The 24,245-nt window shown below is 63.1% G+C and carries 20 protein-coding genes and 1 tRNA gene; 18 read left to right on the top strand and 3 right to left on the bottom strand.

Going from position 1 to position 24,245, the window contains the following annotated elements; all coding sequences use genetic code 11:
• Positions 1-2: 2 nt before the first annotated feature.
• Positions 3-1,673, bottom strand: a complete 1,671-nt coding sequence (gene argS, locus WFH23_RS12735; RefSeq protein WP_336662812.1) for an arginine--tRNA ligase — start codon at positions 1,671-1,673, stop codon at positions 3-5.
• 98 nt (positions 1,674-1,771) lie between these two features.
• On the opposite strand from argS, the gene WFH23_RS12730 reads away from it, so the two are divergent.
• From WFH23_RS12730 to WFH23_RS12685, 10 genes are all read left to right on the top strand, one after another.
• Positions 1,772-1,844, top strand: a tRNA-Arg gene (locus WFH23_RS12730).
• Between the two features lie 173 nt (positions 1,845-2,017).
• Positions 2,018-2,881: a type IV secretory system conjugative DNA transfer family protein gene (locus tag WFH23_RS12725; protein ID WP_336662811.1), complete on the top strand. Its 864-nt coding sequence runs from the start codon at positions 2,018-2,020 to the stop codon at positions 2,879-2,881.
• Between the two features lie 755 nt (positions 2,882-3,636).
• The gene (locus tag WFH23_RS12720; protein ID WP_336662810.1) at positions 3,637-5,736 is read left to right on the top strand and encodes an MMPL family transporter; all 2,100 of its coding nucleotides are present in this window, start codon (positions 3,637-3,639) and stop codon (positions 5,734-5,736) included.
• A complete protein-coding gene (locus tag WFH23_RS12715) occupies positions 5,702-6,991 on the top strand; it encodes a sensor histidine kinase (protein WP_336662809.1) in 1,290 nt (429 codons plus the stop codon). Before WFH23_RS12720 ends, WFH23_RS12715 begins: the two co-directional genes overlap by 35 nt.
• On the top strand, positions 6,988-7,605 hold the full coding sequence (locus WFH23_RS12710; protein ID WP_336662808.1) for a response regulator transcription factor: 618 nt from the start codon (positions 6,988-6,990) through the stop codon (positions 7,603-7,605). Before WFH23_RS12715 ends, WFH23_RS12710 begins: the two co-directional genes overlap by 4 nt.
• Before the next feature lie 41 nt (positions 7,606-7,646).
• Positions 7,647-8,090, top strand: coding sequence for a DUF2871 domain-containing protein (locus WFH23_RS12705; protein WP_336662807.1), 444 nt, complete (start codon positions 7,647-7,649; stop codon positions 8,088-8,090).
• Positions 8,091-8,092: 2 nt separating this feature from the next.
• Positions 8,093-8,278 (top strand): hypothetical protein, encoded by a 186-nt coding sequence (locus WFH23_RS14130; protein WP_442918752.1) that lies wholly within the window; start codon positions 8,093-8,095, stop codon positions 8,276-8,278.
• A 224-nt stretch (positions 8,279-8,502) separates the two neighbouring features.
• Positions 8,503-8,916 (top strand): DUF3817 domain-containing protein, encoded by a 414-nt coding sequence (locus WFH23_RS12695; protein ID WP_336662806.1) that lies wholly within the window; start codon positions 8,503-8,505, stop codon positions 8,914-8,916.
• Positions 8,917-9,812: 896 nt separating this feature from the next.
• Positions 9,813-10,613 (top strand): hypothetical protein, encoded by an 801-nt coding sequence (locus WFH23_RS12690; protein WP_336662805.1) that lies wholly within the window; start codon positions 9,813-9,815, stop codon positions 10,611-10,613.
• 375 nt (positions 10,614-10,988) lie between these two features.
• Positions 10,989-12,386, top strand: coding sequence for a hypothetical protein (locus tag WFH23_RS12685; protein WP_336662804.1), 1,398 nt, complete (start codon positions 10,989-10,991; stop codon positions 12,384-12,386).
• 114 nt (positions 12,387-12,500) lie between these two features.
• Here the strand turns inward: WFH23_RS12685 and WFH23_RS12680 are convergent, their stop codons facing one another.
• On the bottom strand, positions 12,501-14,024 hold the full coding sequence (locus WFH23_RS12680; RefSeq protein WP_336662803.1) for a P-loop ATPase, Sll1717 family: 1,524 nt from the start codon (positions 14,022-14,024) through the stop codon (positions 12,501-12,503).
• A 243-nt stretch (positions 14,025-14,267) separates the two neighbouring features.
• Between WFH23_RS12680 and WFH23_RS12675 the strand changes: the two genes are divergently transcribed.
• Positions 14,268-15,614 carry a Fic family protein gene (locus tag WFH23_RS12675; protein WP_336662802.1) on the top strand — a complete coding sequence of 449 codons (1,347 nt, stop codon included), beginning with the start codon at positions 14,268-14,270 and terminating at the stop codon, positions 15,612-15,614.
• A gap of 3 nt (positions 15,615-15,617) precedes the next feature.
• On the opposite strand, the gene WFH23_RS12670 is transcribed toward WFH23_RS12675, so the two are convergent.
• Positions 15,618-15,968, bottom strand: coding sequence for a hypothetical protein (locus tag WFH23_RS12670; protein ID WP_336662801.1), 351 nt, complete (start codon positions 15,966-15,968; stop codon positions 15,618-15,620).
• Positions 15,969-16,416: 448 nt separating this feature from the next.
• Here WFH23_RS12670 and WFH23_RS12665 point away from each other — a divergent pair, with 448 nt between their 5' ends.
• From WFH23_RS12665 to WFH23_RS12635, 7 genes are all read left to right on the top strand, one after another.
• A complete protein-coding gene (locus WFH23_RS12665; RefSeq protein WP_336662800.1) occupies positions 16,417-17,769 on the top strand; it encodes a hypothetical protein in 1,353 nt (450 codons plus the stop codon).
• Between the two features lie 37 nt (positions 17,770-17,806).
• Positions 17,807-18,436, top strand: a complete 630-nt coding sequence (locus WFH23_RS12660) for an alternate-type signal peptide domain-containing protein (protein ID WP_336662799.1) — start codon at positions 17,807-17,809, stop codon at positions 18,434-18,436.
• A gap of 132 nt (positions 18,437-18,568) precedes the next feature.
• On the top strand, positions 18,569-19,081 hold the full coding sequence (locus WFH23_RS12655) for a signal peptidase I (protein WP_336662798.1): 513 nt from the start codon (positions 18,569-18,571) through the stop codon (positions 19,079-19,081).
• Entirely contained in the window at positions 19,078-19,671 is a 594-nt protein-coding gene (locus WFH23_RS12650; protein ID WP_336662797.1) for a hypothetical protein, read from the top strand. The genes WFH23_RS12655 and WFH23_RS12650 overlap by 4 nt, the downstream gene beginning before the upstream one ends.
• The gene (locus WFH23_RS12645) at positions 19,668-20,384 is read left to right on the top strand and encodes a hypothetical protein (protein WP_336662796.1); all 717 of its coding nucleotides are present in this window, start codon (positions 19,668-19,670) and stop codon (positions 20,382-20,384) included. The genes WFH23_RS12650 and WFH23_RS12645 overlap by 4 nt, the downstream gene beginning before the upstream one ends.
• Positions 20,381-21,079: a hypothetical protein gene (locus WFH23_RS12640; RefSeq protein ID WP_336662794.1), complete on the top strand. Its 699-nt coding sequence runs from the start codon at positions 20,381-20,383 to the stop codon at positions 21,077-21,079. Before WFH23_RS12645 ends, WFH23_RS12640 begins: the two co-directional genes overlap by 4 nt.
• Positions 21,080-21,139: 60 nt before the next feature.
• A complete protein-coding gene (locus WFH23_RS12635; RefSeq protein ID WP_336662793.1) occupies positions 21,140-23,719 on the top strand; it encodes a LuxR C-terminal-related transcriptional regulator in 2,580 nt (859 codons plus the stop codon).
• The last annotated feature ends 526 nt before the right edge of the window (positions 23,720-24,245 follow it).

Raw genomic sequence — 24,245 nt, 5'->3', positions numbered from 1 at the left:
GGTCAGAGCCGCTCGGGCGCAGAGACGCCCAAGAGGTCGAGGCCGTTGCGGAGCACCTGGCCGGCGGCATCGTTCAGCCACAGACGGGTGCGGTGCAGATCTTCGACCGGCTCGTCTCCGAGCGGGATCACGCGGCAGTTGTCGTACCAGCGGTGGTAGGCGGCGGCGAGCTCTTCGAGGTAGCGGGCGACGCGATGCGGTTCGCGCAGCTCCGCGGCACCGGCGACGATGCCCGGGTACTGCTGCAGTTTGCCGAGCAGGTCGGTCTCGGTCGCGTGCGTCAGGAGCTCCGGCGCGAAGGCGCTCCGGTCGATGCCCGCCGCTTCGGCGTTGCGATCGACGGCGCACGTGCGCGCATGGGCGTACTGCACGTAGAACACGGGGTTGTCGTTCGTGCGGCTCCGCACCTTCTCGCCGTCGAGCGACAGTGGCGAATCAGCCGGGTATCGCGCGAGCCAGTAGCGCAGGGCGTCGGAGCCGAGCCACTCGAGCAGGTCGTCGAGCTCGATGATGTTGCCGGCCCGCTTCGAGAGCCGGGCTCCGTCGAGGTTGACCAGCTGACCGATGAGCACCGAGATGTCGGTCTCGATGTTATCGCCAGCCGCACCCGCGATCGCGGTCAAACGACCGATGTACCCGTGGTGATCTGCGCCGAGCAGATAGATCTTCTCGCCGAACCCGCGGTCCATCTTCGACAGGTAGTAGGCGGCGTCCGCGGCGAAGTACGTGTAGATCCCGTTGCCGCGCGTGAAGACTCGGTCCTTGTCATCGCCGAAGGCGGTCGTGCGCACCCAGATCGCATCGTCTTCCTCGAAGACGTACCCCTGCTCGCGCAGCCGGTCGACGGCGGAGGAGATCGGGCTCGGCGATCCGTCAGGCCCGTCCTCGTGCAGCGACCGCTCCGAGAAGAAGACGTCGAAGTGCACGTTGAAGCGCTCGAGCGAATCCTTGATCTCCGCGAGCTGAATCTGGTAGGCGGCCTCCTGCACTTCCTCGAGAGCGCGCGCGCGATCGCTCGTGGCGAGCTCCACGATGTGCGGCAGCTGCTCGCGCACCTTGCGCCCGAGCTCCTGGATGTAGGCGCCGGGGTACGCGTCTTCCGGGGCCGGCTCGCCGAGCACCGAAGCGAAGACGGAACGCCCGAACTTGTTCATCTGCGATCCGGCATCGTTGATGTAGTACTCGCTCGTCACTCGTGCACCGGCCGCGCGCAGCACGCGAGCGGTCGAATCGCCGAGTGCCGCCCACCGGGTATGGCCCATATGGAGGGGGCCGGTCGGATTCGCCGAGACGAACTCGAGATTGATGTTCTGACCCGCGAGGGTATCGGTGCGGCCGTAGTTCTCGCCCTGCTCGACGACGCGGCGAGCCGTCTCGCCCGCGCTCGCCGCGTCCAGCGTGAGGTTGATGAAACCGGGGCCTGCGACCTCGGCCTTCGCGATGCCGTCGATCTCGAGGGCGCGCCCCACGATCTCCTCAGCGAGCTCGCGCGGGTTCGCCCCAACGCGCTTCGCAAACTTCATCGCGACGTTCGACGCCCAGTCTCCGTGGTCCCGATTCTTCGGTCGCTCCACCTGCGTGTCTTGCACCGTGACCGAGATGTCGGAACCGCGAGCGGCGACGAGGTCGGCGAGAATATCAGCGAGAGCTTGGGAGAGTTCTTGAGGCGTCACAGAGATCGATTCTACTCGGCGCACCGAGGTGCCCGGTCCACGGCACCGGTGCGAAGCGGCCCGATAATTGCGCTAGGCTGGTGGGGTTGCACATGCTCGCCTCCGTAGCTCAGGGGATAGAGCGCCGGTTTCCGGTACCGTAGGTCGGGGGTTCGATTCCCTCCGGGGGCACTGCAACACTGGCTTCCATCGCATCAGCGGTGGGAGCCTTTTTCATGCTCCGGAGATGTTCGGGGCGTCGATCGTCGTCGGTCTCACCGATCAGGTAACCGACTGTCGTATCTCAGGCAGCGGCGATCTGGGGGTGGGTGATGTCCCCCACGATGGCTCAAGAGGCGGCACGCATGATCCGAGAGCATCCCGAGGGGATGCCCGAGCACGCCGACCATCTCGAATACGTGCTGGGGATGCCTGCCGAGCAGCGCGCCACGAGCTGGGGAGTGCTCCCTACGGTGCTCGCGTTCATGGGTTCGCGTGCGGCGCGCTGGTGGATGAAACCCGACGAAGAGGAGACGGTCGACCTGGTCGATTTCATCCTGCGCCGCGGCTCGGTTTTCATCGTGGGCGACAAGATGGCGACACCGGAGTACACCCGCATGAATGACGGCCTGCTGGCCGAGTTCGACTACATCACTAAGGGGCTCGCCGCAGCCTCCCCTGGTTCTCGCCTCGACCCTCCGGTGACGTACGTGCTCGACGAGGCGGGCAACATCGAGTACCAGGGCATGTACGAGATCATCACCGCTGGTGGGGGGTACGGGCGCGTGGTCGTGGCCGCATTCCAGTCGAAGAACCAGCTCGAGCAGTTCGGTGACAACCAAGTCGGGGCGACGCTCTGGGATGCGGCGCCGACGAAGATCATCCTCCCTGGCGGCGGCGACACGAAAGCGCTCGAGGAGATCTCGAACCTGATCGGCGATGTGTGGGTGGAGCGGCAGTCGCAGACGCTCGGAAGCGGCGACCCGTCCGCGCAGTACAGTACCGAGCAACGGGTCGCATTCTCGAAGAAAGAGATCCGCGAGATGGATCTCGACTACGCGTTCGTGTTCTACCGAAACCTCTCCCCCGTCGTGATCCGTACGGAGCCGTTCTCCGAGCATCCCCGGTTCGCAGAGTGCATCCGCGATGCCGAGCAGGTCGACGCGTCATTCCGGGAAAACTCGAGGTACACGGAGTATCTGAAGGAGCGTGCGTTGGCTGATGCGTGAGCTGAGTCCGTGGGCGCGGAAGTCGCAGGGTCGGAGCGCGCATCGCGCGTTCTACGCCGATTACATCACGTCCGCGGCATGGTACCGGCGACGGGAGAAGTGGGTACGGGACGAGGAGACCCGTATTGCCCCGGCGCAGGTCATGTGCCGGGGCGGGTGCGGGAAGGCGTGGCGAGTGGACCGTGATGATCTGCATCACTGCGACTACGGCCGCCTCGGAAATGAGGCGCATGAGGATCTCTGGGCGATGTGCCGGACCTGTCACACGCAGCTGCACGACCTGCTCGAATCGTCGCGCTCCTGGAGTAGGCTGCCGACGCGGCAAGCAAATCGGCAGGCGATCGCGGTTCTCACACACCGCGGCGCCGCAGTGTCGCTTCGCGCCTTGGGCAGGTACCTCTGACCCGGTGAAGTTGTGCCTGGTGCTTCTGCGGGCTCCGACTTATGCTACGCTCGCGGCGCCATCTACGGGGTGAGGTGGACGGTTCAACACTTTCCGACCACAGAATGGAGATTCACAATGCCTGCGGCCGCAGCGAATCTCCTCCTTGCCGGGCACGAGCTATGGGCTGCGTTGAATCGCTCGCGCATGGAGGTCGCCTATGGCGCCTCCCGAGCAAACAGAATGTAACCTCGACTACCCGCTGAGAGGGGCAGCACTGGAAAGTGCCGGCTCTTTATCATCCAAAAGGTTGAGATTCAGTTCAATATTGCTTGCGATGCCGCACAAGGAACTTCCTGGTGGAGTTGATGGCATGGCAGTTTCTCGTACGCGTAGACCCCTCTCCGACCGGCTGACCTCGCGCGGTGGCGCGTGGATCTCGCTCGGCCTCGTCTTGTTGATCATGATCGCTTTTTTCGGCGTATTCGGGTCGGCGAAAGCGCCGACGCTAAACGATCAGGCACCTGCCGGTGCGGAGTCCACGCGCGCGAGTGAGTTGATGGCTAAGTTCCCGAACGCGGACCGTCAGTCCGTGCTCGTCGTCGCGGCCCGCGATGACGGCGCGAAGTTCTCCGAGGGCGAGGTCGAGGATCTCAAGAATCTCCTCCCAGTACTCGACGCCAACGCCGATGTCGACGCGGAGTCGACCGGGCCAATGGTGAGCGATGATTGGAAGGCCGCAGTCCTGATCACACCGATCAAAGTCGGTGAGACGAACACGGACACGGCGGCGGTGATCAAAGAACTGCGCAAGGATATTGTCGACCATACGCCGGTAGGCATGTCGCTGCTGGTGACTGGCGGGCCGGCGTTCGGCGCGGATGTGGCGGCCGCGTTCGAGGGCGCTGACTTCACGCTGCTGCTCGTGACGATCCTGATCGTCGCGATCCTCCTCATCGTCACCTACCGGTCGCCAGTGCTATGGCTGATCCCGCTCGTCGCGGTCGGGCTCGCGGACGGGCTCGCGGGCCGCCTGACCGTCGCGGCAGGCGCGGCATGGAACCTGCAGTTCGACGCGGGCATCATCAGCGTGCTCGTGTTCGGCGCAGGCACCAACTACGCGCTGCTGCTGATCTCCCGTTACCGAGAGGAGCTCCAGTCGACGCAGAACCACCGGCAAGCGCTCAGCACGGCATGGCGGAAGACAGTTCCTGCGATCCTGGCGTCGAACGTGACGGTCGTGCTCGCCTTGCTGACGCTCGTGCTCGCGGTGATCCCCGGCACGCACGGGCTCGGGATTTCATCCGCAATCGGGCTGCTGATCGCTCTCGCCTCGGTCCTGTTCTTGCTGCCGCCGCTGCTGGCGGTGTGCGGTCGGAAGGTGTTCTGGCCGTTCGTGCCCAATCCGGGCGACACCCGCAAGCAGGGTGGCGCGTGGCGGAAGATCGCGACGAGTGTCGTGAAGCGTCCGGTGGCGAGTCTCCTTGCCGGGGTCGCGCTGCTCGCGGTGATGGGAACCGGCTTGTTCGGGACCTCGGTCGGGCTCGATCAGATCGAGAAGTTTCGGGTGCAGTCCGAGTCTGCGGCGGGGCTGGAGGTTCTGTCGGATCATTTCCCGCCTGGTGAGGCGCAGCCGATCTACATCGTCGCGAACAGCGCGGAGGCCGACGCCGTGGTTACGGCGACGAACGACGTGGAGGGTGTGGTTCGCGCCCACCCGGTCGGCGTCACGGACGATACGGCGCTCACGAAGATCATGGTGACCAGCGAATACGCACCGAGCACCGAGCAGAGCCTCACCCAGATTCGGGAACTGCGCGTCGCGGTGCACGAAGTACCGGGAGCGGATGCAGTCGTGGGTGGCGCGGTCGCAACCGATCTCGATGCACGCGCTGGGAGTCAGGGGGACCTGTGGCTGATCGCACCGCTCGTACTCGCGGTGAGCTTCCTCGTGCTCCTGATCCTGCTGCGCTCGTTTGTCGCCCCGGTGCTGTTGCTCCTGGTGAATCTTGCCAGCGCGGTCGCCGCGATCGGTGCCGGTGCGTGGCTGAGCCGGGTGCTGTTCGGTCAGCACGCGCTCGATCTGCAGGTGCCGCTGCTGGCATTCTTGTTCCTCGTCGCCCTCGGCATTGACTACACGATCTTCCTTGTGCATCGCGCCCGCTCCGAGGCTGCGGTTCGAGGGACGCGGGAGGGGATGGTTGAAGCGGTCGCACATACCGGCGGCGTGATCACGAGCGCGGGCATCGTTCTCGCGGCTGTGTTCGCAGCTCTCGGCGTGCTGCCGCTGGTCACCCTCGGGCAGCTCGGCCTGATCGTCGGGGTGGGGGTGATCGTCGACACTCTGGTGGTGCGAACGGTGCTCGTGCCGGCGATCTTCGCACTCGTCGGCGACCGCATCTGGTGGCCCGGGAAACCGGGCCAGGGAGAATTGACGCATGAACCTCGTGAACGCGTCACTGACGCGTACTGACCCGATGGGAGCGGCCGGTCCCACCATGCGGGCGATGGAGATCGGCCAGCACCTCATCGCCGCCGTCCTCACCTTGATTGGAGTGATCCGCGCAATCGGCGACGGCACGCCGGTCCCAGCTGCAGTCGTCGCGGGGCTCGCGATCCTCGCCTGGCACACGGCCGGCACGATCCTGCCGTCCCGCGCTCGCTCCCGGCAGATCGTCGTGTGGTGGCTCGTGGGGTTCGCATTGATCTGGGTCGCGTCCGTCGCGGTGTCGGCGGAGTTCGTGTGGATCGCATTTTTGCTCTGGTTGCTCGCCGGGCACTTGCTTCCCGTCCCGTGGGGGTTGCTGTTCTCCGGGCTGGTGCTCGCGGTGGTGATCGTCGCCCCGGTCTTGCATCACGGCACCACGAGCTACGCGAACGTGTTCGGGCCGCTCATCGGCGGGATCTTCGCGTTCGGGATTTCCCGCGGCTACCTCCAACTCCTCCGGGATGCGGCCGAACGCGAGCGCTTGCTGGCCTCCCTCACGAGAGCGCAGCGGGAAATGGCCGATCTTCAAGATGAACTCGCCCTCGTCCAACGCGAATCGGGCGCGGTCGCCGAGCGCACCCGCATCTCCCGCGATATCCACGACACCATCGCGCAGGCGCTCTCCTCAATCCGGCTCCTCGCCCACGCCGGCGCAAACCGCACAGAGGATGTTGACGCTGCAAGGACCCTCGAACAGGTCGAGACACTCGCCGGCGACAGCCTCGCCGATGTTCGGCGCATCGTAGCCGCACTCGCGCCTGCCGAGCTCGAGGACAACGCTCTCGCGGCGGCGCTCCGCCGTATGCTCGACCGCGCAGAGGACGAAACAGGCCTCCGCACCGAGTTGCACGTCGATGAAGCACTCCCCGCCCTCTCCACCGAGGTTGAGGTCGCACTGCTCCGTACCGCACAGTCCGCGCTCGCGAACGTGCGCCTGCACGCTGACGCCAGCCGGGTAGTGATGAGCCTGATCGATTCGGGCTCCACGGTGCGACTCGACCTCATCGACGATGGTGCCGGGTTCGACGTCCACGCATGGGAACAGGGCATGGAACCCGGACCGGAGGCGTCGAGCTACGGGCTCAGATTCATGCGCGCCCGGCTCCGTGAACTCGGCGGCGGCCTCGACATCGAAAGTTCCCCAGGGGAAGGCACCGCAATCTCGGTGCACCTCCCGATCCACCACATCACCACGACGCAGGCTTCCGGCAGTGAGCCGACCGCAGAGGAGACGCCATGACCACGACTGTACTGCTCGTCGACGACCACCCCGTCGTCCGCAGCGGGCTCCGCGCCGTCCTTGACACCGACACGGTGCAAGTTGTCGGCGAAGCCGCCACCGGTGAAGAAGCCCTCACCCTCGCCGCCCACCTCCACCCCGACGTGGTGCTGTGCGACCTCCGCCTCGGCGCCGGCATCGACGGCGTACAGACCACCGCCGCACTTCGCGCCCTCGACCCGGCCCCTGCCGTGCTCATCCTCACCACCTTCGACCGCGACGCCGAGGTCCTCGGCGCAATCGAGGCGGGCGCCGCGGGCTACCTCCTCAAAGACGTCGCACCCGAAGTGATCATCGAAGGCATCCACCGCGCTGCCAAAGGTGACATGTTCCTCGCCCCCGACCTCGCAGGCCGAATTCTGCAGAGCATGCGGAACCCGCTGCCGCGCCTCACCGACCGGGAGCTCGAGGTGCTGCGCCTGATGTCAACGGGCGCGGCGAACAAGGACATCGCCCGCACCCTGTTCGTCACCGAGGCGACCGTGAAGAGCCACATCGCGCACATCTTCACCAAGCTCGACGTCGACAGCCGCTCCCGCGCGATCCACCTCGCCCAGGAAACCGGCCTCATCTAACTCCGCAGATATCATCCTCTGCTCGAAAGGAATCACCACTCATGAAAAAGCTCCTTAATACCGCGTTCACCTACATGCTGGTAGGCGTCGCCTCGGGCCTGTTTTACCGTGAGTTCACGAAACTCAACGACTTCCCCGAGGGGCAGTTCACGCAGCTCGGTCTCGCCCACACGCACCTGCTGACCCTCGGGTTCATCGTGCTGCTGATCGTGCTCGTCATCGAGAAGGTCTTCGCGATCTCCCGCAGTCCGAAGCTGTTCGCCTGGTTCTTCTGGCTCTACAACGCCGGGGTGATCATCACCTCCACCATGCTCATCTGGCACGGCAGCCTCACCGTCCTCGGCCAGGAATCGAACGCGATGATCGCGGGAATCGCGGGTCTGGGGCACATCGCGATCACGGCGGGCATGATCGTCTTCTTCGTCGCCCTCCGCCGTGCCGTCACCGGCCGCACGCCCGCACCCGCCGAAGCCGCAGCGGCCTGAACATGACTGCCGCACCGACCGTTCAGGAGAGCGCACCGACCCGCCGGGAATGGCTCGGCCTCGCCGTCCTGTTCGTTGGGCTCGGGCTCATCGTGCTCGACGGCACGAGCATCGGTGTGGCGCTGCCGACCATCATCGGCGACTTGCATCTCGACCTCACAGACGCGCAATGGGTGAACAGCCTCTAGGCTGTGCAGCTCGCCGCCCTTCTCCTCTCCACGGGGAATCTCGCGGACCGGTGGGGGCGCAAACGGCTCTTCCCCGCCCGCCTCATCGTGTTCGTCGCAGGCAGCCTGCCCGCGGCCGCCGCGTCGACCGCGGGCGTGCTCGGATTCATCGGGGCCCTACGACTTCGGCGAGAATCGGCATCGACTTCCCCCAACTCGTCCGCACAGGAAAAGGAACGGCGTTCATGACTACGACAGAGCAACCCAGGATCGTCAGTCCCCGCTTGCTCTTCCGGAGCTTCGCGGTCGCCGAGATGTTCACCTGGGCCGGCCTCATCACCGCGCTCATTCTCCGCACGTTCGATGTCGCCAACCTAGTCCCGATCGCCGGAGGCATCCACGGATTCGTGTTCCTGTGCTACTCCGCAACCACGATCTTCGTCTGGGTGAACCAGGGATGGCGACTTCGACTCGGCCTCACGGGGCTGCTGCTGGCGATCGTGCCATTCGCGACGGTGCCGTTCGAGATCGTCGTCGATGCAAAGGGCTGCTGGCCGGCGATTGGCGGCTCGCGCCCGGACGTGAGGAACCGCACGGGCTCATCGAACAGGTCCAGGCCTGGGTGCTGCGGAATGTGCTTCTCTCGATCATCCTGCTGATGCTTCTCGTCACCGTACTGTTCATCACCCTGCTGTGGATCGGATCGCCGGTGCCCCGCGGATGAGATCCTATCGCGGCGTCGATAGGGTCTATAGCGGCCCTGCTGCCTAGAAATGCGGCCAAGAGTCACGAAAGCCGCAACGCAGTTGACCGATGAATCTCTGCCCAACTTGCTATGCGCGCGCAGGGCATCGTTCAAATCAGACGAACGATCTGAAGCTCGCCTATTTAGGGAGTGGAGATCCTTCGTGATCCACTTCAAGGCGAACATTGGTGAGCAGCGCGATGCGCGGCATTCCGAGAAGGCATAAGCAGGCCCTGGGTAAGCCGACATGGGCACCATGTCGGCGGAGGTGGGGGAGGCGTCACCGTTTGCGGATCGGCGCACGGGCGCAGGCCGTGCGTGAGCTGCGTTCGTGAGCGATCCGTTCGAAGCGTCGGGACCGGTGGCGTGCGTTCTACGCGAGCTACATTTCGTCTGCGGCATGGTTTCGCAGGCGCGAGGGTGGGAACGGGAAGAGCAAACCCGCGCGGGAAACGCGACGATCTCGTGTTTCGTCGGGTGCGGGGCGCGGTGGCGGATCCGGCAGGACGATCTGCATCACTGCAGCTGCGACCGGCTCGGAGACGAAGCCCACGAAGATCTGTGGCCGATGTGCCGGCCCTGCCACGACCGTCTGCACGAACTGATGGAGTCCACGAGAACGTGGCGGCGGCTCCCCCGACGCCTCGCTAACGATCGCGCCTTGACGATCATGACGGCCGAGGGAGCGCGAGGACACGCACCGACAAGCTTGCGCGACTACCTTTAACGTCCCACCGTCACTGCGCTGAGCCACGGTTCTTTCGGACGAGGCGGACGAAGAGGTCGCCCGCCCGGACACGAAGGAGGACCATGATGGCCGAAATGGTGCGCGTGATCGTTGGAAGCAAGCCGCCGAAGTTCTTTCCCGCCGATGAGAACCGGAAGCAGGCGTTGTTCGTCGACGTCGCAGAAAACCGGCAACGGTTCGACCGAGAACAGCAGCGCTACGTCGACCTCGAACCGCGCTGGTACGAGGCAAAGTTCGAGGGCCGCGACGCGGAACTCATGCGCGACCAGTTCCAGCAAGGTGACGCCCTGATCCTGGTTGGGGACACCGAGAAGCGAGTGCGGGAGACTGCCGACGGGAACGTGTACAAGTCGACGAGATTCTATGTGCAGTCGTTCGGTATCGACCCGCGACTGACGACGTCCACGATCGACCGGTCCCGCAGGCAGCACCGAACCCAGGAAGCAGCGCAGACCGTGGAGCAAGGTCCAGCCGCTGATGCGGAGGCAGACCCTGCCCAGCTCACTTCCGCTCGCACAGAGGTGGAGCGGCGCCTCCATGAAGTCGTGAACGGCCGCTACATCGACGGTGCGACCGCGCAGACCGTGATGGATGCGTGGAACGATCCGAAGGTTCCGGCTCCCGAGCTCGGAGCGTCGACCGTGAGCGCGTTGCGGGCGGTGGGCGCGAACGAAGAGGTCGTGGGATACGTCTCGAGCGTTGCTGACGAATACGCCGGCACCGGTCGCGCACTGACCTGGAATGAAGCCGCGGCCGCCGCACAGGCACCACAGGCCCCTGCGCCCACCCAGGATGACTGGGCGGTGGTGAATCAGGTGCGACACGAGATTGCTGAGCCTGCTCCCCTCTCCCCGAGCATGTAACTCGCACACTCACACACGGACGGGACTGGTGCTGCGGTGCCAGTCCCGTACCTGTGTGCGCGTCGGAGCCCTTCTCCCTCACGGGGAGACAAATTCGCGCAGAGTGAAGGACAACAATTATGGCGTCAAAAGCAATCAGTGCAGCGATCGACAACGGAGTTGTGGCGGCGAGTGAACGGCTGCAACGGTACGGGATAATGCCCAGCCTTGGGAACGTCGACCTGCAGGTCGAGATCTCGGATCTCTCTCAGGAGCAGCGCACCGCGCTCGTCGACGAGGGCCTGACCGCGACCGTTCGAAGCCGTCGTGCGCTCGCGGAGCACGCAACTGAGGCGGGAGTCCCGGGTCGAGGTACTCGCAGCTGTCACGACCGACTTGCACGCGAACCCGTGGGATCGAAGCATCCTGAGAACGGATGTCGAGCAGGAAGTCGATGCGGAACTCAGCCGCACCCTTGGAATCCCAGTTCAAGACGCCGTTCACGAGCGCGACGACCCGCAGTTTCGAAGCGTGCGTGCGGCAGCAGGCGCGATCGCGTCACGCCACGCGTTTCTGGAAGCAGCAGCGGCAGAGCGACGCGTTGCTGCTCGACAGCGTGAGCACGAGGCGCCCGGAAGGAAACGAGACATCGAAGCTGAGGTGCGCGTATTTCCTACGGCGCTCGCGGACCTGAACGAGCGACTGGACGATCTCGTGGAGCTCGCCTACATCGACACTGACGCTGCGTCGAAAGTGCATTCGGTCTGGCACGACCCCAAGCTTCTGGTGTCCGAAATCGCCGGTGAGTCGGCTCTCGCGTTGCGAGAAATCGGAGCACACGAGGCAGTGGTGCGGTACGTGGCGAACGCTGCAGAGTCACATTTCGGGGACGCGAAACGAATGACGTGGTCCGAATTCGTGAACGATCGAGAGGGCGATCGTTCTCAGCTCCCAGAGCAGACGGTTCAGACCGCTGAGCTCGACACACGTGATCAAAGGGTCGACCCGAACCGGAGCGTGTCGTCAGACTGGGAGGTGCGTGCAATGAGGTCACCGCAGGCGAAGCTCATTCGAAGCGCCGAGAGACGAGGAAACATCCCCGCTGACGCCGCCCGCAAGATGCTCTCCCACCCGGCGATGCGAGTGTTCGAGCATGCGCACGGACGGGGAGTGAAGCTTCCAGAATCACAGCTGCAGTTGAAGCAGGGCGTCAGGAAGGGTACTTTCGGGAACCTTCCGAAATGCGCAGAGGAGATTTTGCTTGCAGACGCACTGATCATCGCGCAGCCGAAGCTCGTCGCAGCCGGACTTGATCTTGGACGGGTTGAAAGCATCCTGGCTGATCTCAACGAGGCGATCGATTCGGATCTTGATCAATATCGTGCCCCACAACCTGAGCCGGACACCTTCAGCCTGGACGCCAATCGGTCTGTCACGGAGCGTGTGGCGGACACGCTTGAGCACCTCGAATTCACGCAGCGGACGACCGAGTTACGGCAAGCCGGCCGCATCGATCACGGCACAGAGTCAACGCTGCTGAGTATGGCCGAGACCTCGAACGATCTTGATGAATTCAAGACTCGCCTGCAAGCCGGCGGCCGTGAGCTCATGGGTGCGACGGAGTACCGGTATCTCGAGTCTGCGTTGCTGACGCCTGAGGGTCGGCGCCCGGAGACGTGGCAGGAATCAGCGGCGTACGTTCGGGCATATGGCACCGACCAGTCATCGTCGTCGCAACAGTTGGAGGCGATGCAGCACGAGCAGCACATGAGTTCTGCGCCCACGTACAGCTGAGCGAGATGACAGAGGGGGCCGCGTCTTCGGGCGCGACCCCTTCCGTCGTACTGAAAACTGCGCGAGTTCGGGCTTCGCACAAGAATCGTTCTTCAGCTTCGTCAGAACTAAGTGTCAATCCTCGTCGGCCGAGCTATCCAAACCTCCTGAAGCAAGAAAAGCTTTGCCGTTAGTGATTCCAAGGCCATTTCGGTAGAGCATTGGCACTCTGAAGGAGTGACTCAACTGTTCCAGGAATCCGAGCCCTATCAACTTTTCGGTAAGAGTTTCCGATTCCGGCCCAAGAATGTCTCGGAGCGTGCTCGCATTGTGCTCGGCTTTACCGTTCCGAAAGCGCTTGATCAGGTCGGCACTTTCCCCCGCTTCGGCCAGCAGTGTATCTTCCAGCCGTTCCTTACTCAGTTCCTTCAGCGCTTGCTTGAGCGCGTCGCCAGTAATGAGCGGGCTTCCTTTCTCAAATACACGGGGTGCACCTGATTCGCGTCGCTGTTGCGCCTCAATAGCCTTGGCCACAAGGTCGACCAAGTTTCGTGGAGACTTGACGTTGTTTCCGTCACGTATCCGGGTCAACATCCAGTCCCAGGTACTCGGACGTCGACTACCCTGATCCACTTGCTTCGGGAATACTACGGCGAACACAGTATCTGCGTCTGCGCCCTCGAGATCCGCAAGTTCAACGAACTCGTCGGATTCCATGAGTCGCCGATACAGCATCGTGTAAAGGTCCGCGTGTTCCCAAATGATGGACATTTTGCGGGCATTTACATGCGTAAGGTTTACGAAGCCACCCTCGACGATTCGGCCAAACAGGTCTTTGCGCACGAACATTTTCAACTTCAGATGAGCCAAATCTTGCATGTCCAAGTACGCCCTGAAAAGCGCGCGGAGTGCAGGTCTTTCAACTTGGGGATGAGCCTGAAACGCCTCGTCGAGGCGGTCGAGCACAAGCCACACCTTGAAACCTGTCTCAGCCAAGCAGGTATCGAGCAATCGGAGCGCCTCGGCGTGACGGATCACCTTGTCTGGTTTCTCTTCCTTGTCCCGCTTCCCACTGAAAGCGACTTTGCCTGAGAAGATCGGGATTCCTTCGGGGGTGACCGTAGCGCTGCCCTCCACCGATTCAGGTCGAAGTGCGGTCATCAACTGCGCGAAGAGCGATTGAGGCGCCTGATCGGTATTGCGCAAGCCTGCTTGACCCAAGAGCTCCTCAAGCCGGGCAAGATTGCCCGGGCGGGCATCACCAAATAGCTCAAGTATCCAATTGCCTGCCACGGATAGAAAGAAAGCTTTCCAGACGCCGACGTACTGCTCTTCATCTAACGTTCCGGCTTCGATGATTCTCTGAAAAGCGGGCTCACCTGCAGGGTTGAATGCAGGGATGACTTCAACGTCGCCGAGTTCCGCGTAACCCGTAAATCGCTCCTTCAGGATCTTGTAAAGGGCACTCTTACCTGTCCCTTTATCTCCGGCAATCGTGTCACGTTTATCTTGAATCAGCGACGAAAAAGTGTCGGTCTCGACGAAGTAGTTTGCCAAAGCAACATCGTGCTCGGCGACGGGGGAACCCAGTTCAATCATGCTCAGAACGGAGGATACTGTGCGTGCGCGCTCACCAGAAATGACTTCATCATTCAGCATCGGAGGGGAAGTGTCGCGCGGCACGCGGCTATAGCTCTGTACCTGAATAGCCTCGCAGTTCGTAAACACCCCTGCGCGAAGTGATTGCGGCGAAGGCTGCGAAGAAGAAGGGCGGCTGGCATTCCGGCCGGCACGGCAGGTAACCCGTCTGCTCTCGTAAAGTTGCATCAACACGCGTTCGATGAAACGTTAAGCGCGTAAAGTTGCATTAACCGGTGCAGCGGGCAACTTTAAGGGGTCACAATGGGCGAATACGTCGAGCGCCAATGGGCGCCGTCCTCAACGTTCGGCCTGTCCCGGCGAGAACAGACCGGCGGCAAGTACCTCGCGTTCGTACCCGGCGTCCTGGGAGCACAGGGGCCGCCGATCAGTGCGAGCACGTTCTCGGTTGTCGCCGACGCGCAGAGCACGGTGTCGCGTGCGGACGGCATCATCGGTGAGTCCGGGCTGTACCTCAATCACCTGCTGCTGCGATCTGAGAGCATCGCATCCTCCCTCATCGAGGGTCATGTCATCTCCGCGAAGAAGCTCGCCCTTGCAGACGTGCTCGGCCGTGGGAAAGAGAACGCCGTCGCGGTCCTGCAGAATCTTCGCGCGATGGAATACGCGATTGACGTCGTCGCAGAAAAATGGGACATCGAGCTTGAAGATCTGGTGCAGCTGCAGCAGACGATCACGCCGGATCTTGAGCGTGGCTTCCGTACGCAACAGAACTGGATCGGTGGGGGCTACTCCCCGATCACCGCATCGTTCGTGCCGCCGCCCGAGTCCAAGGTGGTGCCACTGTTGGAAGATCTGCTCACGTATGTGAATCAGAGCGAACATCCTCCGCTACTGAAGGCCGCGATCGCTCATGCTCAGTTCGAGACGATCCACCCGTTCATCGACGGGAACGGGCGTACCGGGCGTGCGCTCATCCACGCGGTCCTGAAGCGGGACGGTATCACCGATCGCGCCGTGCTCCCGATCAGCACGGTCTTCTCGACAGCGAAGGATCACTACATTGCGGGGCTCACGGCGTTCCGTGAAGAACCTCCGAACGTGGACCTCTGGGTGCAGGAGTTCTGCCAGTCGGCCGTGCGGGCTGCGGGAAACGTCGTGCTGCTGAAGGAGCGGGCGGACGAGTTGGACGAGCTACTCCGGGATCGCCATCATGCGTGGCGTTCCGGGCAGGGTATCCCCGCAGCGCCGCGCGTCGATGCGACAGTGGAACGGGTACGGCGAGATCTTGCATCCCAGCCCGTACTCACAGTTGCCGCGACGGCTGAGCGATACGGGGTGTCCCGGCCCGCCGCGGAGCGCGCCCTGACGGAGCTTGCAGACGCCGGGGTGCTGAGCGTCAGCAAGAACCACCGCGGAGTGAGAGCCGCATTCGTCTCCGACGAGCACTTGCACCTGGTGACGCTGGCCGAGCGCAGCAACAAAGCAGGCGGCTGGGACACCGCGGACGAGGCGACCGCTTCACGGTTGGCCCTGCCCAAGTCCACGCTGCGGTGGCCGCCCGGCGACCCCATGTTTCACACCCAGACCCGAAACGGGGGCTACGGATACCCGGGGCCGCCGCAGTCCCCGTCGGGTCCGCGTTACTAGCGCTCAGTAGCCCATGACAGGCGCACTCGGCAGCACGTCCGGGCCTTGCTTGGCGGGCATGTAGCTTCCCTCAGTCCGAGGCGCAGGGGTGACTCTGAGCGCCGCTGCGGCGATCTGGCGATCGCGTTCCCGGTTGCGTGCGTGGGCGTAATCGCGGCCGAGCGGTTCGTCGGTATCGCCGCCGTACAGGTCGCGGAAGCAGGCGACGGTGACGGCGCGCCTGCGCCGTTCTGTTTGCGCGCCCGGGAGCTGCTCACGGAGAGCTCCTAGCCACGGTTCGTTGTCGGCGATCGCGCGGTCGATGACGAGTTCGGCACGGAACCACGGTGCGAGTTCACGAGCTTTCACGGCCACGCGAACAGGGTGAAAAATCCCGCAAACGCAGCACGATGCACCTGATTGACGGCCGCTATCCACTGAAAATGCCGGGGCGACGATCGCGGATGCGTCTGCTGACGGACTATGGATATGCACCTGATGCGGTGCGAGCGTTCTGAAGCTCGTGCCGCCTACCCCGTCATCGGGAGTGTGTGTCTCCGGGAACTTACTCGCAGCGGTGGTTTCCGGGCATCAGGTTCATTGTCCATATAGCGGGGGTACCAGAATGCGCGTTCTTCGACGTGTTGCACCAGTCACAGGTTTTGCGGCACTCATTGCCGTCGTGGCGTCTGGGCTTGTCACCTCCCCGGCTGCCGCAATGGATCGTCCGCCTGCTGAGCGTTTCGATGTCCAAACAAGCACCGTGCAACTCCCGGATGTGTCGAGCACGACGCCGTATGTCTCGTTCACTGTTCCCGCCTGTGTGACCGAGATCGCCTACGTGATCGATGGCGCCGCGGGTGGGGCAAGCCGAAAATCAGGCACCCCACAACGTGCGGAAGGCGGAGTAGGCGCGGTGCGCTCTGGCACCCTCAATGTCACCGCCGGTGAGCAGCTTCGCCTCTACCCCGCCCAGCAGGGCATCTCCGCCCTGGCGACTTCCGATACAGGAGACGCAGGTGGCGGAGGTGCTATTGGTTTTCGTAGCGGTGGCGGTGGCACCGGCCAGGACGATGGTTGGCTCAATCGCCAGAATCCGGGCGGGGGTGGCGGCGCGAGTTCCGCCATCTCTCTCGGCACGACTCCCCTCGTTGTCGCCGCTGGTGGTGGTGGCGCGGGCGGATCGGCCTGGAATTCAGCAACAAACACGGCACGCGGCGGTGCGGGCGACATGCCGGGGTCCGCTGGTGTGAGCCATGCCGGCAGCGGCGGCCTGCTCAATGCCGTCGCCTCGGGCGCGGGCGGGAAAGCGACCGAACCGTTCGGCAACGGCGGTGGCGGGGGTGGCGGCGGCGCCGGGTACATCGGCGGCGGCGGCGGCGGCAAGGGAACGAGTCTCGCCAGCCAGGGCGGCGGCGGCGGAGCCGGGGGAACCAGCTACGTTGATGCATCCCGCATCGGCGCAAGCGACGTTGCAGATTTTGGTCTCACCCCCGGTGATCTGGCACCTACCGGAAATGGTGCCGTGAAGATTGCGTGGTTCGACTGCGCGAGCGTGCTCTCACTCAACGGCACCGCTACGACGAGCGCGGGAACGACTCTCCCGGCCAGCGGATGGGAGCACACAGTGACTACTGCAGCCTCCCTTCATCCCGGAAGCAATCTCACCTTGGATGATGCAGGACGCTCCGATGTGACCCTGCGCGGATTCGCAGACGCGAGCGCTTCGATACCTGTCACGGTTTCACAAGTTCCCCGCGAGGGATGGATCTTGCGCAACTGGACCGAAACTGCAACTGATACGCCGGTCGCGACCTGCACAAAGAACGGCGACCCGGACACTCAGATCCCGATCGCTCCCGTCGACAGTCACTCATTCCGCCTCGACATCCCAGCGGATTCCTGGGTGAGCTGCGACTTCGACAGCGTTGAAGCTGCCCCTGACATGACGGTCCGCCCAGATAGCACGAACCTGCTCAACGGAGAGTTGCACCCGCAGTCGGTGAAATCGGGTACCGACGTCGAGTTCGGGTACACGGTGAACAACACCGGCAATGTGCCGCTGAACCTGACGGCCACAGACCCCAAGACTCCCAGCCTCACGTGCGCAAGCAGCACGCTCCTTCCAGAGGCTGAGACCCGTTGCGCTGGCATCACATCGATCACCCGCGACTAACCCCCCCCCCCCCCTACCCCTCCCGAAAGGAAACAGCATGACTTCGACTACTACTCCCACCACCCGCAATCGCCGCATCACAGGCGTCCTCGCCATCGGAGCGGGAGCTGCGCTCTTGCTCGGTGGCTCCACCTTCGCTCTCTGGTCGGCCAACGCCAACGTGGCCGGCGGCACTGTCACCGCAGGTAACCTCGAGGTCTCGGTTGCCGATGGCAGCTGGAATGATGTCTCCGCCGAGCACACCACCCCGGTCGCAATTCCCGCTCTGGCTGACTTCCGCATCATCCCTGGCGATGTGCTTGAAGGCACTTTCCCGGTCGACGTTGCCGCTCTCGGTGACAACTTCGCTGCAGACCTCACGGTCGGTTTCACCTCTCCTTCCGGAGCGCTCCTCGCTGACCTCGAAGGCGTGACCGTGACATATTCCATCCTCGACGCTGATGGCAACGTGGTCGGCGCCGGAGACACCGTGAGTGTCCTGTCGGAAGATAGCGTCGTCGTCGATCCGGCCGCCATCGTCGTGGACAACCTCCTGGACGGGTCAGCACCAGAACTGACCGCCGTCGTCACTGCAACGTTCGATGCCGACACCCCGGACCAGGTGCGCACCGCCACCGAAGCGCTCCTGGGTGACCTGGATGTGACCGTTTCGCAAAAGCGCGCCTGACACGGCAGGGACCTGGAGTGCGCTGAGCAAGCAAGCACTCCAGGTCCCAACGCTCGCCACGTTCCCTCACGCGAATTCACAGATCACGTCCTCGGCTCTGAGGCCACACCTCCCCAACTGTAAGGAACACTCATGAAGGCGAAGCTCCTCGCATTCCTCGGTTGGATGCTAATCGCGCTGGTCGTGATCGTCGCCCTCGCTATGGGGGTTCCGCGTTTGTTGGGTGGGACGACGCTGACAGTCGTCACCGGCTCGATGCAGCCGGCAATTAATCCAGGCGACGTTGTCGCTGTCATCCCGACCGACCCCGACGATCTGAACGACGGGGACGTCGTGACATTTCAGCCCGAGTCAGATGATCCAGCACTCATCACGCACCGGATCATCAGCATTGACAACACGCAGTCCGAGCCGACGTTCATCACTCGGGGAGATGCAAACACCGCCGATGATCCTGAGATTGTCGCTGACCAGATTCAAGGGCGTGTGATGTACACGATCCCGTACCTCGGATGGGCGACCACCCTGGCCGGACCTGCAATGCCGGTTCTGGTCGGTATTGCCGCGGTGCTACTTCTCGGTGTCGGCGCCTATGCCGCGTTCGCCCCTCCCCGCACGCCCCGAAGCAAGGAGACCACCCAGTGAAATACCGTGCACTCACGCTCACAGCTGTGGTCACCGCGCTCTGCGCAGGACTGACGATGGGCACCTTCGCTTCCTGGGTTGGCGCCGACACAACGCGCGTTGCCCCCATCACCGCTGGTGCGTTAACGCTCACGTCCGATCAGATCATGGGTGTTGATGGTCCGCTCTGGTTCGATACGTCCGTACCCGGCAGCCCCGTCGCGATCGACCCGAACACGTTCCTGGCTACGGCCGGCGACCAGGTCCGCATGGGGTACTATTTCACCCTCGAAGCCACTGGCGACAATCTGACACACCAACTCACCGTTCGATGGGACACTCCCCCCGCACTCACCGAGGATGTGGAGGCGACGTACACACTCACAGAAAACCCCGGCACGGCAGGGTCCATCGTGCACACCCTCCGGGCCCCGTTGGGATCACCCGTCACGCTGCCTTCGGCGCTATCGGGAGACCGGAAGTTCTTGCTCGATATCAATATCGACTACGCCGAAACGCGTGACGACCGCACACAGGCCGAGACCGCATTCACCGACATTGGGCAGGTCAGCATCTCTGCCGAACAGGTTCGCGAAGGAGATCACAGGTGATTGCAACCCACACGAAAGACATCACGCCGGGTATCCGTGGACGCATGATCCTGATCCTCCTGGGTGCAGCGCTCAGTGCGGTGCTGATCGCTGTCGCTGTCGCTGGTGCCACCTCAGCTCTATGGCGCACAGAACTGAGCACACACGCTGCCCTCCCTGACGCCGCCGTACTGTTCGACGTGAACGGAGAGAGCAGTTCCGCTTCTGACCCGACTGTCACCTACGCGATCGGGAGTGACGATATGCAAGCCCTGATGGACGACGGCAGCATCGCGATTCCCATTGAGGTCAAGTCGTTGTCACAAGGAAACCGGGGGTTGCGTTACACGGTCACTCCCCCGGCAACCACCGAAACTGACATCATGCACTGGGCGGACACCACGGTGTTCCCCGTCACGAGCGAAGGCAGCTGCACGGTCGACACAGACGTGCCGACCGACCCTCCCCTCACGTCGACCCCTGTGCCGGCCACCTATTCAGACACCACCACCCCGACGACCGAGTATTGGTGCTTGCACGCGAAACTCGGTCACCTTCCCGACGCCGGCAGGTACACGTCGACCGCCACGATCACGGGAACACACGCTTTGGGTGAGATCGTCAAAGAATCGCTTTGGGATCTCGAGGTGACGACAGCGTTCACCGTGGCGGACGAGCCCGAGCACGAAGTCGCATTCACCTATGAGACGTTCCGAGCTGGAGCTGAACAATGAACATCACCGCATTCACCTCCGCAGTTCTCCTGACCACCCTGACGTTCGGGGCGCCTGCTGCGGCCGTCGACGACCACCCGACAACTGCACCTGAGGTTGTCGAGATCGATGACGTCGGAATCCACCATGCACCGTTGCAGTGGTTCGCCGACGCTGTGATCGTTCCCGGCGACAGTGACGAGCGTACGATCCTCGTCGAGAACAACCGCAAGTACCGTACGACCGTTTCTGTCTCCCTCTCCGACGTGCAATTGCCGACTGATGAATCGTTTCTTCGCGACTTGCACCTTCGATGGGGAACCTCTGCGGAGAGTATGACCGATATCGTTGCCCCGCCACCACCGCTTGCCGAGAATGTCACGCTCGCGCCCGGGGAACGACTGCCGGTCATCCTCGGCTACGCCTACAGCGAGGAAGCCACACAGGTCCCGTACGGCACTCAGTCATTGCGGTTCACACTTACGATCTCAGCTACCGATCCTCGCCCCCAAACGGGGAGCGACACCGCACCTCGCGAACACGATCGAGGCCCTCTCGCGACAACGGGCGCCCAGCCCGGGCTCTGGTGCGCATGGGCCCTGCTTGCGCTTGTTGGAGGCGGATGGCTCGTCGCGGCTCGCCGAAAGCGCCGTGGGGACGAAGAAGCAGACGATCGACCCGTGATAGCCGAGCCTCATCACACGACGCTCCCGTAACTGCAGCGCAGTCTTATTGCCGCGCCGAAAAGGCGGGTGTACATTCAGGGGCACATCAACATGTCCATCGGTTCGGAGGGACACATGTTCGTTGGCAGAGAGCGCGACATTGCACTGGCGGTCTCGCTACTGCAAAACGGCAAGAACGTTGACATCATCGGCGGCAGAGGGAGTGGCCGCTCAAGTTTCCTTGACGCCTTGCACAATCGTTTAGAAGACCTCGATATTGTCGCTGTTCAGATACAAGGGATTGCGGCGTTGCATACGCAACCGCTCGCGGCGTTGGCCGTGGTTGGATTCCACCCCAACCCCGGTGGGCGCAACACCATTAGCGAACTCACGGCCGCACTGATCGCCAGCACCAAGAAGCGGGCGGCAGTGATCCTGGTCGATGACTGCGATCAACTCGACGACGCCTCCTGGGGTGTGATCAACGCTGTGCGGAGCGCACACGCTGTCCCTGTTGTGGTCAGTCGCGAGACGGACAGGACCACGCGCGGCACCCGTGTCACGGAGGACCCGTCCGCTGCTTCGAGCTACGTCATCGAGTTAGCACCCCTGGCGTTCGAACCTATCCAACGCATCGTGCATGACCGGCTTGGTGGCGCGAGCGACGTGGCGACCGTCGCGCGCATCTTCAGCAAGTCAGGCGGCAACGTGGGACTTGCCCTCAGCATCGTAGAAGTCGCGCTCCAAGAACAACGCATTATTCAAGGCGACGACGGACGCTGGGTGGCAGTCAAATCACTGTGGAGTCCCGCCCTGCGCGGCATCATTGATGCTCGCCTCGCCTCGTTGGCGCCCGAGGCTCTCGACACGGTCCACCTGTTGGCACTCGTAGGCGTCGCAGATGTGGAAGCTGCGCGCCTACTGTGCGAGTGGGACACTGTCGAGCAACTTGAAGATGCTGCGCTCGTGCAGTTCACCACCGAGCACGGCCGACAGTACGTGTCCATCACTCCCCCCATCATCGTTGACTACATACGCAACGACCCCCACACTGCACGCAATCTTCGACTGGTCGACATCATCCTCGAACGTCTCGGCGCAGACCACCCGTTGGCGGTCGCCGCAACCCTCGGCGACCGGGACGCGCTTGAAACAATGGCAAACAATGCCGTCTTCAGCCGACTGCTGCAAGAACGCGCCAGAAGCCACCGGTTGCTCGCAGAAGCGCGATGGAACGAACGACCCGAAGCGGCGGAAGCAGTCGAACTCGTGACCTTCCTCATGCAATCTGCAGCACCCCATGACACGATTCAGCGCATTTTCGAGCAGACCGACCTCACAAACGCCACGGAGCAGTCACTCACCCAATTGCGGATATTGCGTGCGCGATGGATTGCATATTCGCAAGGTGAGCTGACGGAAGCCCTGAAGTTGCTTGAGGTGCCCGCTGATGCGTCATCAGCAAGAGAAGCTCAGTACCTCGCAGCCGCCGTCATGATTCGCGCCAGCATTTCGCAGGTGCCCGATGACCTCATAACTCGGCTCGAGAGCATCCACGCAACCGCTTCCGAGAACCAACTTGCGGTCCTTGAAGCGCGACTCTATCTCGCTGTCATTCAAGGGCGCTTCGATGACTCTGAGAAGCTCTACCAAGAAATCGCAGTGCGAGATCCTGACGGTCGACGCCACATTTCCAGGGCTCTCTACGCCTACGCCCTGACCGGCAATGGCCGAGTAAGAGAGGCGCTTGAACTCGCAACGGCCGCCATGAACGATGCGCACAGCCGCCTCGATCTCGATGCTCTTCGCACATCTGGGTCAGCGGCCGCGCTTGCGCACATTTTCGTCGGAAACTTCGATGCAGTGGGCCGCATCCTGGACATCCTCCTCGCTGCCGGGGATTCGTTCACTTTGCCTCGGGGGTACATTGTCGCCGTACTGAACGTGGCGTCTATCGTTGCCCTCAGGCGAGGCGATGTTGAGCTTGCGGAGAAGTACGTGAACGAGATCAGCAGCATGGGTCACCCGGACGGCCCTCTTCCTGGGCAGGACGCGTGCTGGTCTCGCGCCCAATTGCTCGCCGCCAAGGGGAAGCCGGCGTTCGCTGCAGAAGCGATCTGGGCTTCGTCCGAGGCGCTCTGGGACCGTCGCGCATTTTTCTCCGCCTCCCTGGGCTACATTTCAAGCTTGGAGCTCGACCCGAACAAGAAACGGTTTGAGCACGCGCGAGCACGCATCGAAACCGTCGACGGCGAGTACATCCGCGCCGCCGAGGCTTACATCGGTGCGCTCGTCGCGTCCGACCCTGAGCGCATGCATCTCGCAGCTCACCGACTCCAAGCCAGTGGCCGCATCGCATACGCCATCGAAGCGTTCCGAAACGCTCGTCGCGTGTTTCTTGCGCAAGGGGACGTAACGAAAGCGGATAAAGCGCTCCATGATGAGCGCGAGCTGTTGCACAGTGGGTGGGGTCAGGCCTACGACTCTGCTCTGATCGCGAACGCTACCTACTCCCTGTCTGATCGCGAACGTCAGATAGCGCGCTATGTCGCAGAAGGATTCAGTAACTCGGAGATTGCGTCCGCCCTGGTCATCAGCGCACGTACTGTCGAGAGTCATTTGTATCGCGTGCTGCGCAAACTGAATCTCGTGCACCGGTCGGAACTGCAACCGTTCAAACACATGCTGTAACAGCCCCGCGCTGACGCAACACCATTCCTCCGGAATGCAAAAGCGTCGCCTTCTCTGCGGTATTCGCAGGGAAGGCGACGCTTTTCTGGTTGCTAGGCGCAGCGCTTCTACTTGAGGAGGTTATTCACCTCGACGGAATCGGCGCAGACCAAACATCGTTGCTCCGAGAATCGCCGCAACAATTGCTCCAGCGTAGATCCAGATTTGAGGGCTCTGGCCCGTCGCCGCCAGGGCAGCTCCATCACGGTCACTCTTGGGCAGAGGTTCTGAGTCGATCGACCTATTCGGGGTGACGGCCTCCTCCGGGACGCAGGAGTCTTCAGGGGTACCGGGCTCCGCCGGCGTTCCGGGAACCCCAGGGGTGCAAGGCTCCTCCGGCGTGACAGGCTCCTCCGGGACGCAGGGCTCTTCCGGAGTACCGGGCTCCGCCGGCGTTCCGGGAACCCCAGGGGTGCAAGGCTCCTCCGGCGTGACAGGCTCCTCCGGGACGCAGGGCTCTTCCGGAGTACCGGGCTCCGCCGGCGTT

The organism is Leucobacter sp. USHLN154 (assembly GCF_037145595.1).
Taxonomy (GTDB): domain Bacteria; phylum Actinomycetota; class Actinomycetes; order Actinomycetales; family Microbacteriaceae; genus Leucobacter; species Leucobacter alluvii.
This window is presented reverse-complemented; position numbering and strand designations above follow the sequence as displayed.